Source organism: Micromonospora kangleipakensis (genome assembly GCF_004217615.1).
Lineage (GTDB): Bacteria > Actinomycetota > Actinomycetes > Mycobacteriales > Micromonosporaceae > Micromonospora > Micromonospora kangleipakensis.
The window spans coordinates 4,153,881-4,171,239 of record NZ_SHLD01000001.1 but is presented as its reverse complement, the minus strand read 5'-3'; the positions used below and the strand labels follow the sequence as shown (position 1 = coordinate 4,171,239).

Annotated in this window: 14 protein-coding genes; 5 read left to right on the top strand and 9 right to left on the bottom strand. The window is 71.6% G+C overall.

Annotated elements, in window-relative coordinates:
- Positions 1-16: 16 nt before the first annotated feature.
- The 6 genes from EV384_RS19990 to EV384_RS19965 all read right to left on the bottom strand — a co-directional run bounded on the left by EV384_RS19990 (position 17) and on the right by EV384_RS19965 (position 8,059).
- Positions 17-1,180, bottom strand: coding sequence for a Glu/Leu/Phe/Val dehydrogenase dimerization domain-containing protein (locus tag EV384_RS19990; protein ID WP_130335505.1), 1,164 nt, complete (start codon positions 1,178-1,180; stop codon positions 17-19).
- Entirely contained in the window at positions 1,180-2,763 is a 1,584-nt protein-coding gene (locus EV384_RS19985) for a 5-guanidino-2-oxopentanoate decarboxylase (RefSeq protein WP_130335503.1), read from the bottom strand. The genes EV384_RS19990 and EV384_RS19985 overlap by 1 nt, the downstream gene beginning before the upstream one ends.
- Positions 2,760-4,802 carry an acetate--CoA ligase family protein gene (locus EV384_RS19980; RefSeq protein ID WP_130335501.1) on the bottom strand — a complete coding sequence of 681 codons (2,043 nt, stop codon included), beginning with the start codon at positions 4,800-4,802 and terminating at the stop codon, positions 2,760-2,762. Before EV384_RS19980 ends, EV384_RS19985 begins: the two co-directional genes overlap by 4 nt.
- Positions 4,799-5,959, bottom strand: coding sequence for an acyl-CoA dehydrogenase family protein (locus tag EV384_RS19975; RefSeq protein ID WP_130335499.1), 1,161 nt, complete (start codon positions 5,957-5,959; stop codon positions 4,799-4,801). The genes EV384_RS19980 and EV384_RS19975 overlap by 4 nt, the downstream gene beginning before the upstream one ends.
- A 133-nt stretch (positions 5,960-6,092) precedes the next feature.
- Complete coding sequence (gene tnpB, locus EV384_RS19970) at positions 6,093-7,472, bottom strand: IS607 family element RNA-guided endonuclease TnpB (RefSeq protein WP_130335497.1); 1,380 nt, start codon at positions 7,470-7,472, stop codon at positions 6,093-6,095.
- Positions 7,469-8,059, bottom strand: a complete 591-nt coding sequence (locus EV384_RS19965) for an IS607 family transposase (RefSeq protein WP_130335495.1) — start codon at positions 8,057-8,059, stop codon at positions 7,469-7,471. The genes tnpB and EV384_RS19965 overlap by 4 nt, the downstream gene beginning before the upstream one ends.
- A gap of 393 nt (positions 8,060-8,452) precedes the next feature.
- Here EV384_RS19965 and EV384_RS19955 point away from each other — a divergent pair, with 393 nt between their 5' ends.
- Both EV384_RS19955 and EV384_RS19950 read left to right on the top strand, forming a co-directional pair.
- Entirely contained in the window at positions 8,453-9,325 is an 873-nt protein-coding gene (locus EV384_RS19955; RefSeq protein WP_130335493.1) for a class I SAM-dependent methyltransferase, read from the top strand.
- 175 nt (positions 9,326-9,500) lie between these two features.
- Complete coding sequence (locus tag EV384_RS19950) at positions 9,501-10,655, top strand: hypothetical protein (protein ID WP_130335491.1); 1,155 nt, start codon at positions 9,501-9,503, stop codon at positions 10,653-10,655.
- A 114-nt stretch (positions 10,656-10,769) separates the two neighbouring features.
- Here the strand turns inward: EV384_RS19950 and EV384_RS19945 are convergent, their stop codons facing one another.
- Entirely contained in the window at positions 10,770-11,570 is an 801-nt protein-coding gene (locus EV384_RS19945) for a DUF998 domain-containing protein (RefSeq protein ID WP_130335488.1), read from the bottom strand.
- 332 nt (positions 11,571-11,902) lie between these two features.
- Between EV384_RS19945 and EV384_RS19935 the strand changes: the two genes are divergently transcribed.
- Entirely contained in the window at positions 11,903-12,094 is a 192-nt protein-coding gene (locus tag EV384_RS19935) for a hypothetical protein (RefSeq protein WP_130335486.1), read from the top strand.
- A 212-nt stretch (positions 12,095-12,306) separates the two neighbouring features.
- Here the strand turns inward: EV384_RS19935 and EV384_RS19930 are convergent, their stop codons facing one another.
- Both EV384_RS19930 and EV384_RS19925 read right to left on the bottom strand, forming a co-directional pair.
- A complete protein-coding gene (locus tag EV384_RS19930; protein ID WP_130335484.1) occupies positions 12,307-12,999 on the bottom strand; it encodes a response regulator transcription factor in 693 nt (230 codons plus the stop codon).
- Positions 12,996-14,246 carry a sensor histidine kinase gene (locus EV384_RS19925; protein WP_130335482.1) on the bottom strand — a complete coding sequence of 417 codons (1,251 nt, stop codon included), beginning with the start codon at positions 14,244-14,246 and terminating at the stop codon, positions 12,996-12,998. Before EV384_RS19925 ends, EV384_RS19930 begins: the two co-directional genes overlap by 4 nt.
- Positions 14,247-14,468: 222 nt before the next feature.
- On the opposite strand from EV384_RS19925, the gene EV384_RS19920 reads away from it, so the two are divergent.
- Both EV384_RS19920 and EV384_RS19915 read left to right on the top strand, forming a co-directional pair.
- Entirely contained in the window at positions 14,469-16,727 is a 2,259-nt protein-coding gene (locus tag EV384_RS19920) for an MMPL family transporter (protein WP_165439993.1), read from the top strand.
- A 179-nt stretch (positions 16,728-16,906) separates the two neighbouring features.
- Positions 16,907-17,347: a DUF6220 domain-containing protein gene (locus EV384_RS19915; protein WP_207232382.1), complete on the top strand. Its 441-nt coding sequence runs from the start codon at positions 16,907-16,909 to the stop codon at positions 17,345-17,347.
- Positions 17,348-17,359 lie beyond the last annotated feature (12 nt).

The following is a 17,359-nucleotide window of genomic DNA, read 5'->3' as shown; positions in this document are numbered from 1 at the left end:
CCGCGGTCCGGCGGCGTCAGCCGAACCGGGCGGCGACCGCCTCGGCCCGTTCGGCGGACATCGCCAGCGCGGCGGTGCGCGGCGTGACGCCCGCCGACCCGGCCCGATCGAGCATCTCGGCGACGAGCCCGCGCAGGACTGTGGAGATCTTGGCGAAGGACGCCTGCGCGGTCGGCTCGATGTCGCCGAACAGCGTCCACCACCACCAGGCGTTGGTGGCGACGTTCGCCACGAAGTCCGGCACCACCGTCACGCCCCGGGCGGCGAGCGCCGCCTCCGCCGCCGGCGTCGTGGGCACGTTCGCGGCCTCGACCACCAGGCGCGCCCGCACCCCGACCACGTTGGACTCGGTGATGACGTACGACATCGCGGCCGGCACCAGAATCTCCGCCTCGACGGTGAGCCACTCCTCGCGGGGCAGTCGCACATCGGTTGGGCGCAGCGCCGCGCGGTCCGCACAGCCGTACGCGTCCCGCGAGAGCAGCAGCCGCTCGACGTCCAGCCCGTCGGGGTTGTGCACGACGCCCTGGGCGTCGCACACGCCGACCACCGGCACGCCGGCCCGGGCCAGGTAGCGCGCCGTCGCGCCGCCCATCGAGCCGAAGCCCTGCACCATCGCCCGCGCGCCGGCGCCGAGCAGCCCGAGGCGCTCGGCCGCGGCGAGCGCCGCCTCGGCCACGCCGTACCCGCCGACCTGGTCGGCCAGCCCCACTCCGTCCACCTCGACCGCGAAGCCGGCCTTCACCAGCGCCAGCGCGGCCTCCGGGTCGGGCAGCAGGCGCAGCGCCGCCTCGATCGTGGAGCGCAGGCCCACCTCGGCGGCCACCTCGTCCAGCACGTCCTGCCGCACCCCGAAGTCCTCGCCGGTGGACCAGTACGTCTCCAGCAGCGGCTTCATCGCGGCGAGGTACCGCCGCATCACGCCGCGAGCCTCCGGGTCGTACGGCGAGCAGTCGATGCCGCCCTTGCCCCCGCCGAAGGGCACGTACGTGTCGCCCGGCGAGTAGACGACCGCCTCCTTGAGCGTCATGCCCCGGGCCAGGTCGCGCACCTCGTCGAGGGTGCAGCCCTCGCGCATGCGCAGCCCACCGCTGGCGGCGCCGCGTACCAACCGGTCGAGGATCAGGTAGCCGCGCTTCCCGGTCACCTCGTCGGTCCACACGATCTCCAGGAACGACATCAGGGCGCATCGCCTTCCGGGACGAGGAGCAGGGAGGGGCCGGGGCGGCCGAAGGCGTCGGCCAGCTCGGCGGTGAGGTGATCCGGATCGCGGACGGTGACGCCGTACCCGCCGAGGGCGCGGGCGAGCGCGGCGAAATCGGGCACGGCCAGGTCGACCCCGAGCGGGGCGATGCCGGCCTCGCGCATCTCCGCCCGGATCTCGCCGTACCCGCCGTTGACGAAGACGACGACAGGCAGCGGGATGCCCTCCGCGGCCGCGGTGGCCAACTCCTGCACGGAGAACATCAGCCCGCCGTCGCCGGCCAGGGCGAGCACCTGGCGGGCCGGCTGCCCGATGGCCGCTCCGATGGCCGCGGGTACCGCGTAGCCGAGCGTGCCGAAGCCGGTCGGGAAGCAGAAGCCGGCCGGCACGCGCACCGGCAGGTTGCCCAGCGCGCCGTAGTAGCAGCCCATCGCGTTGTCGGCGGTCACGATCGCGTCGCGGGCGAGCACTGCGGCGACGGCGTCCAGCCACGGCAGCCAGCGCGCGCCCTCCGCGCGCGCCTGCGCCCGCAGCCGCGCCCGCCAGGCCCGCGCCCGGTCACCCTCCCTGGCCGGTACGCCCCGCAGTGCCGCGCCCAGCCCGGCCACGGCGGGTGCGGCGTCCGCCGCGATCGCGAGGTCGGGGCGGGCGTTGACGAGCAGCTGCGCCGGGTCGATGTCGACGCGGATCAGGCTGGCCGGACGCGCGGGCGGGCCGTACCACCAGTCGGTGGGGGCCAGTTCGGTGCCGACGGCCAGCAGCACGTCGCAGTCGCCGACGAACTCCGCGGCCGCCGGCAGGTGCAGCGCCGAGCCCAGCGCGAGCGGGTCGTCCTCGGGCAGCACGCCCTTGCCGTTGGTGGTGGTCAGCACGGGCGCGCCGAGCCGCTCGGCGAGCACGCGCAGCTCCCCCGCGGCGCCCCGGGCGCCGCCGCCGGCGAGGATGCCCGGGCGCTCCGCCCGGGCCAGCGCGTCGGCCGCCCCGGCGACCAGCGACGGGTCGGGCGATCGACGGGCGACCCGCAGCGGCGCCGCGATCTCGACCTCGGCGCGCTCGGCGAGCAGGTCCAGCGGGACCTCGAGGTGCACCGGGCGGGGCCGCTCCGCGGCGAACTCGGCGAACGCCTGGGCCACCGCCTCGGTGAGCTCGGCGTGGCTGGTCACCCGGTGGGCGATCCGGGTCACCGTCGACATCGCCGCTCGCTGGTCGCGCATCTCGTGCAGCAGCCCGGTGCCCCGCTGCGGGTGGTGCAGCGGCATCCCGGGTGAGACCACCAGCACCGGCACGGAGTCGGAGTACGACTGGCCGACGGCGGTGGCGATGTTGAGCAACGCCGGGCCGGTCGTGACGATCGCGACGCCGGGTCGGCCCGTGGTGCGCGCGTACCCGTCGGCGGCATAGCCGGCGCCCTGCTCGTGCCGCGGGGTGACGTGCCGGATCCCGTACCCGGTGAGATGCCGGTAGATCTCCAGGTTGTGGGTGCCCGGGATGCCGAAGGCCACGTCCACGCCGTGCGCGGCGAGGCTCGCGACCAGCACCTCCCCCGCTGTGCTGTTCATCGCGCCAACTCCCAGTGGCAGTCGAGCGCGACGGCGCCGTGTGGCGTCGCGAGCACCGGGTTCAGGTCGAGTTCGGCGATCTCGGGATGGGCGGCGGCGACCCGGGACACGGCGACGATCACGTCCGCGAGGGCGTCCAGGTCGACCGCCGGCCGGCCGCGGAAGCCGGCGAGCAGCGCGGCGCCGCGCAGCCGCGCGAGCAGGTCGCGAGCGCCGTCCCGGTCGACCGGCGCCAGGTCCACGGCGGTGTCGGCGATGAGTTCGGCGTACACGCCGCCGAACCCGACCAGCAGCACGGGGCCGAATCGCGGATCCCGCCTGGCACCGACGATGAGCTCGACGCCCTCGCGTAACTCGACCATCGTCTCGATGGCGTAGCCTGCCGGCGCGAGGCGGCCGGCCATGTCGTCGAACGCGGCCGCGACCGCTGCCGCGTCATCCAGCCCGAGCGCGACGCCCCGGACGTCGGACTTGTGCGCCAGGCCCAGCGCCTTGAGCACGACCGGGTAGCCCAGCTCACCCGCGGCGACCAGCGCGTCGTCCCGGCTTCGCACGGCCCGGGCCGGCGGGAACGCCACCCCCGCCGCGGCGAGCAGCTCCCGCCCGGCCCAGTAGGCGTCCCCGGCGACCGCCCCCGCCGGGCGGGGCAGCTCGGGCGGGCCGGGACGGCGAAGGGCTGGCACGGCGGCGGCGACCGCCTGCTCGATCGCCGACCACACCGGCACGCCGCCCGCGGCGAGCCGGGCAGCGGTCGACGACCGGGCCGCCATGCTGTGCACGTACACCGGGCGGCCCGTCCGGTGCACCACAGCGGCGATGGCGTCCGCGACCTCGCCCTCGGCCGCGGCCAGCTCCCCCGCCCCCTGCTCGCAGTAGGAGCCGAAGTACCCCGACAGCAGCACCGCGTCCACCTCACTGGACTCGAGGACGGCGGCCACCACCGCCGCGTACGAGGTGATGTCCCGCTCGCCGCCGCCCGCCAGGTCCACGGGATTCCCCGTCGTCGCGGCGGGCGGCAGCAGCGCCGCGAGTCGGGCGGCGAGGTCGTCGCTGAAGCCTGGCACCGCGAGCCGGGCGGCGACGGCGAGGTCGGCGGCGATCACGCCGTGCCCGCCGCCGTCAGCGACCACGCCCAGGCGACGGGGTGCTGCTGGGAAGACGGCGGCGCGCACGCTCGCCGGGATCGCCGCGACGCGGGTGGCCTCGATCAGCTCGGTGGGGGTGGCCACGAGCCGTACGCCGGCGGCGCGGCACGCGGCGGTCAGCACGGCGGCGTCGCCGGCGAGCGCGCCGGTGTGCGACCGGGCGGCCCGCGCGCCCTCGGCCGAGCGCCCGGCCGTCAGCAGCACGACCGGGGTGCCCGCGTCCACCGCGGCGGCCGCGGCGGCGACGAACGCCCGCCCGTCGCCGACGTCCTCCAGATAGACCGCCACCGCGCGGGTGGCCGGGTGGGCCGCGCACACCCGCAGCAGCTCCACGGCGGTCACGTCGGCCGCGTTGCCGAGCGAGGCGAAGCGCGAGAAGCCCAGCCCGCCCCGACGGGCGATCGCGCCGAGCTCGAGGGCCAGGTTGCCGCTCTGCGACACCAGCGCGATGTCGCCGGCGGGTAGCTCTCCCCAGAGCAGCCGCAGCCCGGCGGCCGCGTCGGCCACCCCCATGCAGTTGGGACCGAGCAGGACCGCGCCGGCGGCGCGTACCCGGGCGGCGACCTCGGCCTGCGCGGCGCGCGACAGCCCCGCGGTGATCCCGACGACGGCCTTGGCGCCCGCGGCGAGCGCCTCGTCCACCGTCGACGAGAACTGTGCCGCCGGAGTGGCGACCACGACGAGCTCCACCGGCTCGCCGAGCGCGGCGAGTGATGGCGCGAACGACACTCCGTCCAGCGCGCCACCGCGCCGGTTGACGAGGTGCACGCTGCGCCGCTCGCGGCCGGTCAGCGCTCCGACCGACAGCCAGTAGCCCCACTTGGTCGGCTGCTCCGACGCGCCGACGACCGCCACCGAGGCCGGGGCGAAGAGCGACTCGAGCGGCCGGTTCATCTCAGCGACCGGGCGATGATCATCCGCTGGATGTCCGAGGTGCCCTCTTCGATCTCCTCCAACTTGGCGTCGCGCATCCACTTCTCGGCGAGGAACTCCCGCGAGTAGCCCCAGCCGCCGAGCGTCTGCACCGCCGCCCAACTGCAGAACATCGCCGTCTCCGCGGCGGTGAGCTTGGCCATCGCGGATTCGGCCGTACACGGAAGGCCCGCGTCCAGGCGGCGGGCCGCGCGCCAGACCAGCAGTCGGGCGGCGTCGACCCGGGCGGCCATGTCGGCGAGCCGGAAGCCGACCGCCTGGTGCTCGATGATCGGCTTGCCGAACTGGGTGCGCTCCCGCGCGTAGTCGACGGCCAGCTCCAGGCAGGCGCGGGCCAGGCCGGTGGCGGAAGCGGCGAGCACGGTGCGGGAGATGTCGAAGGTGCGCATCAACCCGTAGAAGCCCTGCCCCTCCGCGCCGAGCCGGTCGGCCTCGGGCACGAACACGTCGTCGAGGAAGAGCTCGGTGTTGACGATGGCCCGCTGACCCATCTTCCGCATCGGCGCGCCGAACGACAGGCCGGGCGTCCCGCGCGACAGCAGGAACGCAGTGACGCCGCGGGAGCGCAGCGCCGGGTCGAGCGTGGCGAAGACGACGTACGACTCGGCGACGCCACCGTTGGAGATCCAGGCCTTCTGACCGGTGAGCCGGTAGCCGCCGTCGACCGTGGTCGCCCGGGTGATGATGGCGGCCGAGTCCGACCCGGCGCCGGGCTCGGTGACGGCGAGCGCGGTCATCGGTGGATCGTCCGTGCACAGCGGACGCAGCCAGCGTTCGCACTGGTCGGGGGTGCCCAGCTCGAGCACCGGGTCGGCGAAGAACCCGCCGGAGGTGAGCAGGTTACCGATCGCCGCGTCGGCGGCGGAGAGCTCCTCCTGCACCAGGCACTGGGTGAACACGTCGGTGAAGCCGCCGCCACCGTACTCGGCCGGGAGCATGAACCCGGTGATGCCCACCTGCGCGGCCGCCCGCCACACCTGCCACGGCGTCTCGATGTCGGCCTCGTCCACGGCGCGCGCGGCCGGGCGGATCATGTCCCGGCCGAACTGCCGGCACAGCTCCAGGATGGCCTGCTGCTCCTCGGTGAGCGGCACGAGTTCGGTGGGCAGCCGCACCATGGAAAGACCTCCGGAGTCATCTCGTGCTGACTGATCACTCAGTCAACGGCAGGCGCGCGTCACCTGTCAATCAGGCCGCGCAACGTGGCCACGGTCAGCGCGCCCAGGGTGGGCAGGTGGTAGCCGTTACCTTTCAGTGCGCTCTAGCGAGCGTGTGATCGGTAGTCCCGCCTTGCGGTGGGACGGTCCCGGTCTGACCAGCGGTGGCTGTGCCGGGTTGACGCTTCACAGCCACCTGCCCGCCGAGGCGGGTCTCACGGTCGGCTCCACGTCCTGGCGCCGGGCCACTCCCGGCGGTGTCGATCTGCGCCGCGAGTGCGGCGAGATTGCGTGCGGCGTTGAGGTCGCGGTCCAGGGCCAAGCCGCAGGCTTCGCACTGGTATTCACGCTCGGACAGGGCCAGCTTGGCTTTCACCGTGCCGCAGCCTGAGCAGGTCTTCGAGGACGGGTACCAGCGGTCGGCTGTGAGCAGCCGCCCGCCGTTCCAGCCGGTTTTGTAGCCGAGCTGGCGGTGTAGTTCGGCGAGCCCGGCGTCGGCGATGTGGCGGGCCAGGCGCCGGTTGCGCAGCATCCCGGCCACGTTGAGGTCTTCGACCACGACCGTGCCGTAGGCGGCCGTGAGGCGGGTGGTGAGTTGGTGCAGACCGTCTCGGCGCAGGTTCGCGACCCTGGCGTGCGCCCGGGCGAGCTGGGTCTGGGCGTGCCGCCACCGGTTCGACGGCTGCTGCCCGGTGCGCCGGTCGGGACCGACCCGGCGGGACAGCCGCCGGGCGAGCCGGCGCATCCGCCGGGAGGCGGTGTCCAGGTGGCGCGGGTTGGGTACGAGTTCGCCGGTGGACAGCACGGCCAGGTGCTTGATGCCAACGTCCACGCCCACGGTCGCGTGCGGGCGGGCCGGGTGGCACTCGGCGCGCTCGACCTCGGTGCAGAACGCGACATGCCAGCGGCCGCCGTTGCGGCGCACCGTCGCGGACAGGATGCGGGCGGTGCCGGCGTCGAGTCGGCGGGCGAGTTTACGGGCGGACTCGTGTAACTTCAGCCGGCCCAGCCTCGGCAGCGTGACGTGTATGCGGTCGGGCTCGACGCGGATGGTGCCAGTGGTGAACCGCACGGACGGTGTCGTGCGGCGGCGGGACTTGAACCGGGGGAACCCGACTGGCCGGCCGGCCCGTTTCCCCGCACGGGAGTCAGACCAGTTCTTCAGCGCCAGGGCGATTGCGTCCAGGCCGGTGTTGAACGCTTCCTTGGAGCATTCGGGCCACCACGGCGCGACCTCGCGCTTTACGCTGTTCCACGCCTTGCGCAGCGCGGGCAGTGTCCAGCCGAGCGACGGGGTGAGCTGATCGTCGGGCACGCCGTAGGTGCGTTCGGCGGCACGCTGGTCCATGACGGCCTTGACGCGGGCCAGCGCCCAGTTGTGCGCCACCCGGGCCGCGCCCGCATGTGCAAGCACGGCCCGTTCCTGTGCGGGGGTCAGGTCGAGGGCGAACCGGTATGCCTGGATCGTCTTCACGCCGGGCCGTCCCAGGTGGCGGCTTCGACGCCACGGCGTGCGCGGTTGGCCGCCGCGCGGCGGCCGTAGAGGCGGGAGCACAGCGAGGTCAGGATCTCGGTGACGTCACCCACCAGGCCGTCGTCGACCTCGGCCCGGTCCACCACGAGCAGGCGGCGGCCCTGCGCAGCCAGCGCGGCTTCGACGTACTCGGCGCCGAAGCGGGCGAACCGGTCGCGGTGCTCCACCACGATCGTGGTCACGGCCGGGGTCACGGCCGGGTCGCGCAGCAGCGCGAGGACTTCTTGCGGTGGCCGTTGAGCGCGGAGCCAACCTCGGTCACCACCCGCGACGGCGAGGTGCCGGCCGGTGGCCCAGGCGGTGACCCGGGCGACCTGCCGGTCCAAGTCGACGCGCTGGTCGGCCGACGACACCCGGGCGTACACCACAACCTGACCGGCGTCCGGCATCGCGGCAGCCAGCGGCTCGCCGACCATGATGAGCCGCCCGAGCCGGTAGGTGGGAACAGGCAGCGCCCCGGCCACGTACTGCCGCCGCGCGGTCACATACGCGATGCCCTGGGACGCCGCCCACTCCTTCAGGCTCACACAACCACCGTAGCTCCTAAATGGACGCTACAGCGCCTCGAGACGCCAGCAGCTAGGACCCCCCTCGTGCACCGCACCGGTCGGCCACCCCGGCGCGCGCCGCCGTGCCGTCGGCCAGGGCCGGGCAGTGCGGATGGAACCGGCAACCGACGGGCACCCGGCTGGGGTCGGGTGCCTCGCCGCGCAGGATGATCGGGGTGCGGCCCACCGCCTCGGGCAGCACCGACAGCAGCGCCTCGCGAGTCGCTCATCCACCGATGAGAGGGCGTTCAGCCCACCAGCCTTTCGGGATATCGGCAGGCCATCCTGCCGTGACAAATGTCAGCCGTGCCCGACCACCGCCGAGGCTAACGTCAACCGCAGAGCCGACGTCCCAGCGGAGAGAGGGAAGCGATGTCGAGAACCCGGCAGGCGAGCCGCACCGCGGTACTCGTGTGCCAGGGTCGCGCCGCCGCGGACGGGCTGATCGCTCCCCGCCGATTCGCGGATCCGACAGCCATGCCCCTGCTGCGTCCAGACGAGCGGGAGGCCGTCCAGTGGGTACGCGACGGTGTTGCACCCCGACAGTGGCAGCAGCGCATCGACTACGAGACGGTACGCGCGAGCGCCGAGCTGATCGTGCCCCGTACCGTCGCCATCGACGACGCCGTACGCGCCCACCCCAGCCCCCAGCTGGTGATTCTCGGCGCCGGGCTGGACGGCCGCGCCTGGCGGATGCCAGAACTCGCCGGTGTGACGGTCTTTGAGGTCGACCAGCCGGCCACCCAGCAGGACAAGCGCGAGCGCGCCGCGGGTCTGTCCGGCACCCCGCCGAGGTTCGTTCCGGTGGACTTCGGCCGCGACCGGCTGGCCGAGGCGCTGACGGCCTTCGGGCACCGCGCCGACCTTGCCACGACCTGGATCTGGGAGGGCGTCGTGCCGTACCTGACCAGAGCAGAGGTGGCCGCCACGGTCACCGCGCTCGCCGCCTGCTCCGCGCCGAACAGCCGCCTCATCGTCAACTTCCAGATGCCCGCAACATCCACGAAGCTGGGCCGCGTTCTGGCACGGCTGCTGATGGCGTCCACCGGCCGGTCGAGCGTCTGGGCGAACGAGCCGTGGCGCTCGACCTGGACGCCCGCCGCCATGACCGCCTTGCTCGCCCGGCACGGCTACGCCGTAAGCCGGGACGAAAACCTGCTCGACACGGCGCGGGCGCTGGCCACACCGATCCGCCACTCCAGGTCGCTGGGCCATAGCCGGGTGATGGTTGCTGATCGGACCTGACGACGTGGACCAGGTCGCCGGGCGCGGCATGCTCGTAGCGGCGTATCGGCGCTGCGCGACGACCGGGAGAGGCTGGTTGGCGCCATTTGGTAGTAGATGTGGCGTTGCAAACATGGCACAACCCGTATGGCTACCCAGAGCGACGTGCAGCAGCATGTAGGGAGGCTCTAATGGGGTGGTTCCCGTGGTCAGCACCTGTAAGGCGGTTCGGAATTTTCGCCAGTTCCCCCTGGCAGCCCAGCGATCGGCGGATGCGGCAGCGGAGGAGCGAGAGCAGCGACTCCGGACGATCACCAGAAAGCGCAGCAGCAAAGCCGCAAAGCTGTCGGCCGATGCGAGCCGCCGATTGCGACGCCTGCTAGGCGACGACAACTGGGCTGACCTGAGGGAACTGATGCAGCAGGAGCGGACGACCGTCCGTGACCTGCTTCAGCCGCCCAACGGGTTGACCGCAAGCTACGACAAGCTGAACAAAGCCCGGAAGCAGAAAGCCGATGCCTTCCTGCGAAGTCGAGACGTCCAGCGTGAGGCGATCGTCGCGATAGCGACGGACTACCACCAGGCCATTGCCAACGTCTTCACGACCGACGACAACATCAGCCCCGGGTTCCACCTCTCGAACAACCTCGACAAATGGCTGAGCCTGTCTCCTTTCCACGATCGTGCCCTTCCCTGGGGAGTCTTCGAACCGGACGACAGCCAGGACCCGCACCGGTGGGAGGTCTTCCGGCCGCCGTTCTTCGGGTTCAACTTCGGGTTCGTCCCGGTGCACAACGACAACTTCGTCGTTGATCGCCTTCATACGCTGAACCCGTCCGTCGGAGACGTGGGCATCTCCATCACCATGGACGACGGCGACGCCGGCGACTTCGACTATGCCTCCGGCGACGGCTTCAGCGCGGTGGCGTTCGCCTTCGTGCCGCCGACGACCGGCCTCGTCGAGGTCCTCATCGACGCGCAATGCGTCCAGGCAACACACCGCTTGGACACGACCGACGAATGGGGATGGTCGAACTCCAGCACAGGCCAGCGAAACTTCCTGATGCTCGACGTCCTGCATCCCAACGTGTCCGAGCCCTCGTATGCCGAGATGTCGGCCTTCGACGAGAAGACCGACGACGACGAGAGCTTCCTGCAGGAGAAGTTGACCCGCGGCGCCCACTACTTCGCCCAGTTGTTCAGCGCAGGCCCGGTGCCTGCAGGTCAGTCCGTGATCGTGTGCGTCGGGACGCGCTCGTTCGACTTGAGCGGCACGAACGACGTGTCCATCCACAGCACGTCCGACTTCCGGTGGTTCATCAGCTCGGTCGAGGTCCGCATCTCACCGTGACCCCTCAGATCGGCCGCCGAGCCGGTCTTGCCGTCGATCCTCCGGGGTGCAGGCGTCGTCTGACGCGCTTGGCGTCGGCCCTAGCCGATGACCCGGTCACGTCCCGTGGCGAGATCAAGAGCGGTGAGTCTCTGTGAAGTGGTCCTGACTCGGCTTCCGAGGGTGTCGAGCCGCTCTAGGGTCCGCCGTCGGCGTCCGGCGAGGCACCCGGAACGGCTCGCCGCCGGCCCGGCAGAGGCGCGCGGTGAGCAGCAGCACGACCACCTCGCCGAGGCTGACCGCGCGTTCGATCAGCCCCACCGCCGGGCGCAGCGGCGAGGCGACCAGGTACGCGGCCACGAAGGGGACCAGGGCCAGCAGGCAGCCCGCCGAGGCCACGAGCACCGCGCCGGCGCAGCGCCCCGGGTGCCGGACGGCGGTCAGCAGCGCGCCGACCGGCAGCCCGCACAAGGCGGCGACCGCGGCCAACCGGTGGATGTCGCCGGCGACAGTGGCCGGCGCGCCGACCGGGTCGCGGGGGAACGCGACCAGCACGGTCAGGCCCAGGCACCACGCGCCGAAAGCGACCCGGGCGGCGAGGGCCCGCAGCCGCCCGATGCGCCGCGCCGCCGGTCCGGCGAACGGGGCTAGAAGCAGTGCGGACCCGGCGGCCAAAGCGAGCACGGCCGCGCCGAAGAGCCGCCCGTCGCGGGTCAGCGCGTAGTCGCTCAGGGTGTCCCGTACCGGGTGGACGCGGTGGGCGGTCACATGCAGGACGCCGAACAGCAGCATGCTCAACGCGGTCGCGCAGAGGCCGGCCGCGCGGGTGGCACGGGCCGGAAGGTCTGGATCGGCGCCGACGGTCGCGGCGCCTCCGGCGTCGACGACGGCTCCGGCCTCGATCGGACGCCCGACTGCGGGGCGGACGGTGGTCACGGTTGCGGCTCCTCACCCCGCGGGCCTCGCGGGGCGAGCGACATTCCCGCTCAACGACTCCGCACACCCACCCGACCGGGTGACGTGCCGCGCCGACGGTCAGCGTAGGTCAGTCGTCGCCGAGCGAGCTGCGGCTGGCTCAGGAGTACGGCCTGAGTCGGACGACGGTCCGGCGGGCCATGCACTCCTCCGCCGGGGTGCCCGAAATTGGCCCGGCGACCATCCAGCCTTAAGCCGGTTGTAAGCAATCACCGCCTACTGTCCTGGCACCGCCCACGGGTCGGACCCGGACCGCAGCGTCCGCCGCTGGCGTAGGCGCCCTACTGCTCTGGGTGAACCCCATCGAAGGGGAATACAAAGCAGCAATCTGGTTCGTTGCCGTGGGCGTGCTCGGACCCTTCGCCAGCGTCTATGACCTGTACCGGGTGTTCAAAGATCGGCGGGAGGCGCGAGCGGAGGCGGAGCGTGCGGCGCGACGCCCATCCTACGACCTAAGCAAGGTGAAGCTGCCTCGCATGGACTAAGCGCGTGTCCGAAACTACTGCGCGTAACTTCGGGGCAGTCAGTGCGGGAATCTGGGAGCCGTCCAAGCCGAGGACCGAGAGCTTGGCTGCCCTGCGCCTGGTCCCTCCTGCCGATACTGTTCGCCGTCATCCGGTCTAGTCCGCCATCTTGGCTACTCGCCTGGCAACTCAGGCAGCGCGTCAGATCAGCGGATTAAGAGACAGCGCGGATTCTACGGGCTGACCAGCCCTGTCTGATAGGCGATGACGACCAGTTGCGCGCGGTCGCGCGCACCCAGTTTCCCCATTGCGTGGCTGACGTGGGTGCGGGCGGTCGCCGGGCTGAGGAACAGCTCGGCGCCGATCTCGTCGTTGCTCAGGCCCTGTCCCACCAGAGCTAGCACTTCCCGCTCGCGCTGCGTCAGCACAGCCAGTCGGTTCTGCCCTGCCTGGGTGGCGATCCGTTCGGCGGTGAACTGAGCGATGAGGCGCCGGGTGATCCTCGGCGCGAGCAACGCGTCTCCGGCGGCGACGACTCGGATGGCGTGAAGGAGCTCGGCCGGTCCGGCGTCTTTGAGCAGGAAGCCGCTGGCGCCGGCCTGCAGTCCAGCGAAGACGTACGCATCGGTGTCGTAGGTGGTGAGGATCAGGACTCGGACCTGTTGAAGTCCGGGCGTCTTGGCGATCTGGCTGGTGGCCTGGATCCCGTCCACCTTCGGCATGCGGATGTCCATGAGCACGACGTCGGGCCGGGTGGCACGGGCTCGTTCCACGGCCTCGGCACCGTTGGTAGCTTCCCCCACCACCGTGATGTCGTCTTCGAGGTCGAGCAGAACCTTGAAGCCGGATCGCACAAGACGCTCGTCGTCGGCGAGCAGAACCTTGATCGGAGCGCTGCCAGGCGACGACGCGGCTGCTGCGGTCATAGGTGCGCCGTTCCGGTCGGCGCCAGGGGCAGTCGTGCCCTGACTTCAAACCCGCCGCCCGGCAGGGCCCCGGCCACCAACTCTCCGCCCAGTAGCTGACAGCGCTCGCGCATTCCGAGGATCCCGCGGCCCAGCTCGAATGAGCTGCCGGTGCCGTTGCTGGTCGGATGCTTGGCTGATACGTGCGGGCCCGGGGCGTCATCACCTGGTGCGTGCCGGCGACCCTCATCGATCACACGGATCTCCAAGACATCGATTCCATAGTTCAGCGCTACCGTCACCCGGGTCGGGCCGACGTGGCGGATCACGTTGGTGATCGACTCCTGCAAGATTCGGTAGGCTGTGCTGTCCACCGCGCTCGGCGGCGGCGCCGTTGGCGACGTTGCCTCGAGTTTGATGTCGAGTCCGGCATCGCGTGCCTTCACGGTGAGTTCGTCGATCTGTCCCAGGCCCGGGTGCGGCACTCGCCCGTCGTGGGAATCACGAAGCACCCCGAGGATGGCCCGCATTTCCCGCAACGCTTGGGAGCTCGTCTGCTCGATGGCTACCAGTGTCTCGCGCACCCGTTCCGGCCGCTTGTCGAGCACGTGCGCGGTGACACCGGCCTGGACGTTGATGATCGCGATGGCGTGAGCGACGGTGTCGTGGACCTCACGCGCGATCCGGAGCCGCTCGGCGTCGACCCGCGAACGCGCTTCCTCCTCCCGGGTCCGTTCAGCCCGTTCAGCACGCTCCTGCGCTTCGGCTGCGATGAACCGCCGGGATCGGACGGACTCGCCAAGGGCGGCGCTCATCACCGACGCCCCGATCCGGAAGAACACCCATCCGATGGCCTCCCGCGGTTCGATGTCGGCCGCCGCGACCAGCCAGCCGATGGTCAGCACGGTGATACCCACGCCGGCTGTCAGCAGCGACCGGCGCCCATCGCCGTAGGCGGTCAGCGTGTACAGAGCGACGAAGAGCCCGAGCCAGCCGGGCCCGTCCGAAAAGTCGAAGCTGTAGTACAACAGGCTGGCGAGCGCGGCCGTGACGAACACCGGCACCGGCCAGCGGCGACGCACGGCCAGCACCAGGCCACTCACGATCAGCAGGACGTACCCCAGGTGCCCGAGGTCGGACAGCGGCCGGGACCCCACCTCTGAAGGTTTCGCGACGGTGCCCTGAACCTGCATCACGGCGACGAAGAGTGCGAGCAGGACGTCCTGCGCCAGGACAGGCAGGCGGAACGGCGCCGCTCGGCGTTTCATGCCGCGATGATAGTGGCCGCGCGCGGGCGACCGGCTCCGGCCAGGAGAGCGACCGGCTACGACGACGAGCGCGACCAGGCACGGGCTGCCTACGCAGAACTGCGTAAGACAGCTACGGGCGCCCTACGCGCAACTGCGTAAGAGCTGCCATCCGCTGCCCGAGGACGCGCCCGGGTCGGCGACGCGACGATCGCTTCCGTGACTCAACCAATGACAGTCCCAATGACTGATGCGGCGTCCGCGCGCGACAATCGCCAACGCTCACCCGACGCACCGCGGCCGGGACCGCTGGGCAGACTCGGGGGCCTGGCCTTTCGCCGGCGGGGAAGAGTGCTGATCGCCTGGGCCGTGGGCCTCGTCATCGCTTTCGGGCTGTCGGCGGCTTTCGGGGGCGAGTTCGCAAACGGCTCCTCCGCGCCGGGCTCGGATTCCGAGCAGGCACAGCGCCTGCTGGGAGAGCGGTTCCCGGCCCAGTCCGGCGACACGGTGAGGGTGGTGGTGCGCGCGGACGACGTCACCAGCGCCGAGGTGCAACGTGGCGTCAGCGCGCTGCTCGGTGAGCTGGGACGCATACCGCACGTAGCGTCGGTCGAGGATCCGTACTCCGCCAAAGGCTCCGTCGCGCCGAACGGCCGCACGCTCGCCGCGCGCGTCTATCTCGATGTCACCAACCCCAACGACATGCCGGTCGGAGACACCGAACGGCTGCTGGCCGCCGCCGAGGCGGCCGAGCGCGACGGGCTGGAGATCGCGCTCGGTGGACGGGCCGTGCAACTCGCCGAGGCGACCCAGTCGGGATCCGAGCTGATCGGGCTGCTCGCGGCCGCGGCGATCCTGCTGATCATGTTCGGGTCGGTGGTGGCGGCCGGGCTGCCACTGGCCATGGCGATCGGTGCGCTGGCGGTGAGCGCCAGCCTGGTCGGCATCGTGGCGGCCGTGGTGGACGTGCCCGACTTCGCGCCCATCATCGGCATGACGCTGGGCATCGCCCTGGGCATCGACTACGCGCTGCTGCTGGTGACCCGGTTCCGCGAATGGCGGGCGGTGGGACTCGACCCCGAAGCGGCGACCGTAGCGACGCTCGACACCGCCGGCCGGGCGGTCCTCGTGGCCGGTGGCACGGTCATGGTAAGCATGTCAGGGCTGTTCGTGGTGGGCCTGTCCATCATGAACGGCACCGCCGTCGTCACCATGGTGGCGACCCTGGTCGTGATGGTCGCCGCCATCACACTGTTTCCCGCGTTGCTGGGCTACCTGGGGCGGCGCATCGACCGGCTCCGGGTGCCGCTGGGACGGCGTCGTGCCGCCCGGATCTCCGCCGACGGCCACCTGGTGCCAGCGGCCGGCTGGGCGCGCTGGAGCAGGCTGGTGCAGCGACACAACGTGCTCGCCATCGTGACGAGTGTCGCTCTGCTGCTGGTGCTGGCCGCGCCGTTCCTCGGCGTCCGCTTCGGTCTCCCCGACGCGGGCAACGACCCCGAGGACACGTCGAATCGGCAGGCATACGACATGCTGGCCGAGGGATTCGGCCCCGGCGAGAACGGGCCGTTGCTTGTCGAGGCGGAGGTGTCGCCAGCCGACGGCGACGCGGCCCTCCAGCGGCTACAGGCCGAGCTCGGCCGCACGGCGGGAGTCGCAGCGGTATCGCCGCCACGGTTCAATCCTGCCGGTGATACGGCGCTGATCACCGTCGTGCCCACCACCGGACCGCAGGAGGCCGCCACCGAAGACCTCGTCCAGACCCTGCGCGACGACGTGATCCCGGCCGCGACCAAGGGCACCAGCACAGAAGTACACGTCGGCGGCGCAACCGCGGTGGCGATCGACCTCAACGCATTGATCGCCAACCGGCTCGCGCTGCTCATCGGTGGCGTCGTCGTCGTGTCGATGCTCCTCTTGCTGGTGGCGTTCCGCAGCGTCGTCATCGCGGTCACGGCTGCCGTGATGAATCTGCTGTCGGTGGCGGCGGCGTACGGGGTGGTGGCCTTCTTCCTCGACGGCGGCTGGGCCGGCAGGCTGGTCGGCATCGACACGGCCACCCCGATGGCCGCGTTCGTCCCGGTCATCATGTTCGCGCTGTTGTTCGGCCTCTCCATGGACTACGAGGTCTTCCTGATCAGCCGGGTGCGAGAGTCGTGGGTGCGTACCCAGGACAACAGCCGGGCCATCGTCACCGGACTGGCCAGCACCGGACGGGTGATCACCGCCGCCGCGGCCATCATGATCGTTGTCTTCGCGGCGATCGTCCCGAGTGACCAGGTCTTCATCAAGGTCTTCGGGCTGGGCATGGTCGCGGCCATCCTGGTGGACGCGACCATTATCCGGATGCTGCTCGTGCCGGCGGTCATGCACCTGCTCGGCCGCAGCAACTGGTGGCTTCCGCGCGTCATGGAGCGGCACTTGCCCCAGCTGCACGTCGAAGGAGCACCCGAGACGTTCCTGCGCCCCATCGCTGACGCGGAACCGGTCCCGTCCCGGTGAGGCAGACGGCGGCTACCGGCAATCCCCGGGCAGCGGCCCGCCCGTACGACGGCCAGCTGTCACAGTCGGCCACGAGCCGTCGTCCACGGGGCGACGACGCGCGAATCACATCTCGTGACTCAACCAACCTGAAGGAGCCTACTTTGCGAAAAGTATTCGTCGGCCTTGCGACCCTGCTGGTGCTGGTCGTCGTAGCACAGTTCTACTTTGCCGGGAGCGGCGCGTTCAGCACCGCGCCCAACGACGAGTCCTTCCGGCCGCATCGCGCGCTGGGGTACGTGATCTTCCTCTTGCCCGTCCTGATGGCAATCGTCGCCGCGCTCGCCCGGATGCCAGGGCGACTGGTCGGGATGGCCGGTCTGGTCGCTGGACTGACCGTGGTCCAGGTTGTCATCGCGCAACTCGCCAAGGCGTTCGGCGACGGGGACAGCGCGACGGTTGGCCAGCTCGTCTTCGGTCTGCACGCGGTCAACGGTCTGGTCATCATGGCCGTGGTCGGGATGATTGTCCGGCAGGCGCGAGCGCTGCCGAGGTCCGTGGTGACCGATCGACCGACCGGCGCGGGCGGCGACGCGGGTATGCCCGGACCAGCAACCGGATCGGCTCAGCCGGCGTCATGACAACGGGTCAGT

What these genes read in the sequence shown, in the direction of transcription:
- EV384_RS19930 (WP_130335484.1), bottom strand. Translation starts at nt 12,999, where the DNA reads ATGACCGCAGCAGCCGCGTCGTCGCCTGGCAGCGCTCCGATCAAGGTT.
- EV384_RS19955 (WP_130335493.1), top strand. Translation starts at nt 8,453, where the DNA reads ATGTCGAGAACCCGGCAGGCGAGCCGCACCGCGGTACTCGTGTGCCAG.
- EV384_RS19920 (WP_165439993.1), top strand. Translation starts at nt 14,469, where the DNA reads ATGACTGATGCGGCGTCCGCGCGCGACAATCGCCAACGCTCACCCGAC.
- EV384_RS19985 (WP_130335503.1), bottom strand. Translation starts at nt 2,763, where the DNA reads ATGAACAGCACAGCGGGGGAGGTGCTGGTCGCGAGCCTCGCCGCGCAC.
- EV384_RS19975 (WP_130335499.1), bottom strand. Translation starts at nt 5,959, where the DNA reads ATGGTGCGGCTGCCCACCGAACTCGTGCCGCTCACCGAGGAGCAGCAG.
- EV384_RS19990 (WP_130335505.1), bottom strand. Translation starts at nt 1,180, where the DNA reads ATGTCGTTCCTGGAGATCGTGTGGACCGACGAGGTGACCGGGAAGCGC.
- EV384_RS19980 (WP_130335501.1), bottom strand. Translation starts at nt 4,802, where the DNA reads ATGAACCGGCCGCTCGAGTCGCTCTTCGCCCCGGCCTCGGTGGCGGTC.
- EV384_RS19925 (WP_130335482.1), bottom strand. Translation starts at nt 14,246, where the DNA reads ATGAAACGCCGAGCGGCGCCGTTCCGCCTGCCTGTCCTGGCGCAGGAC.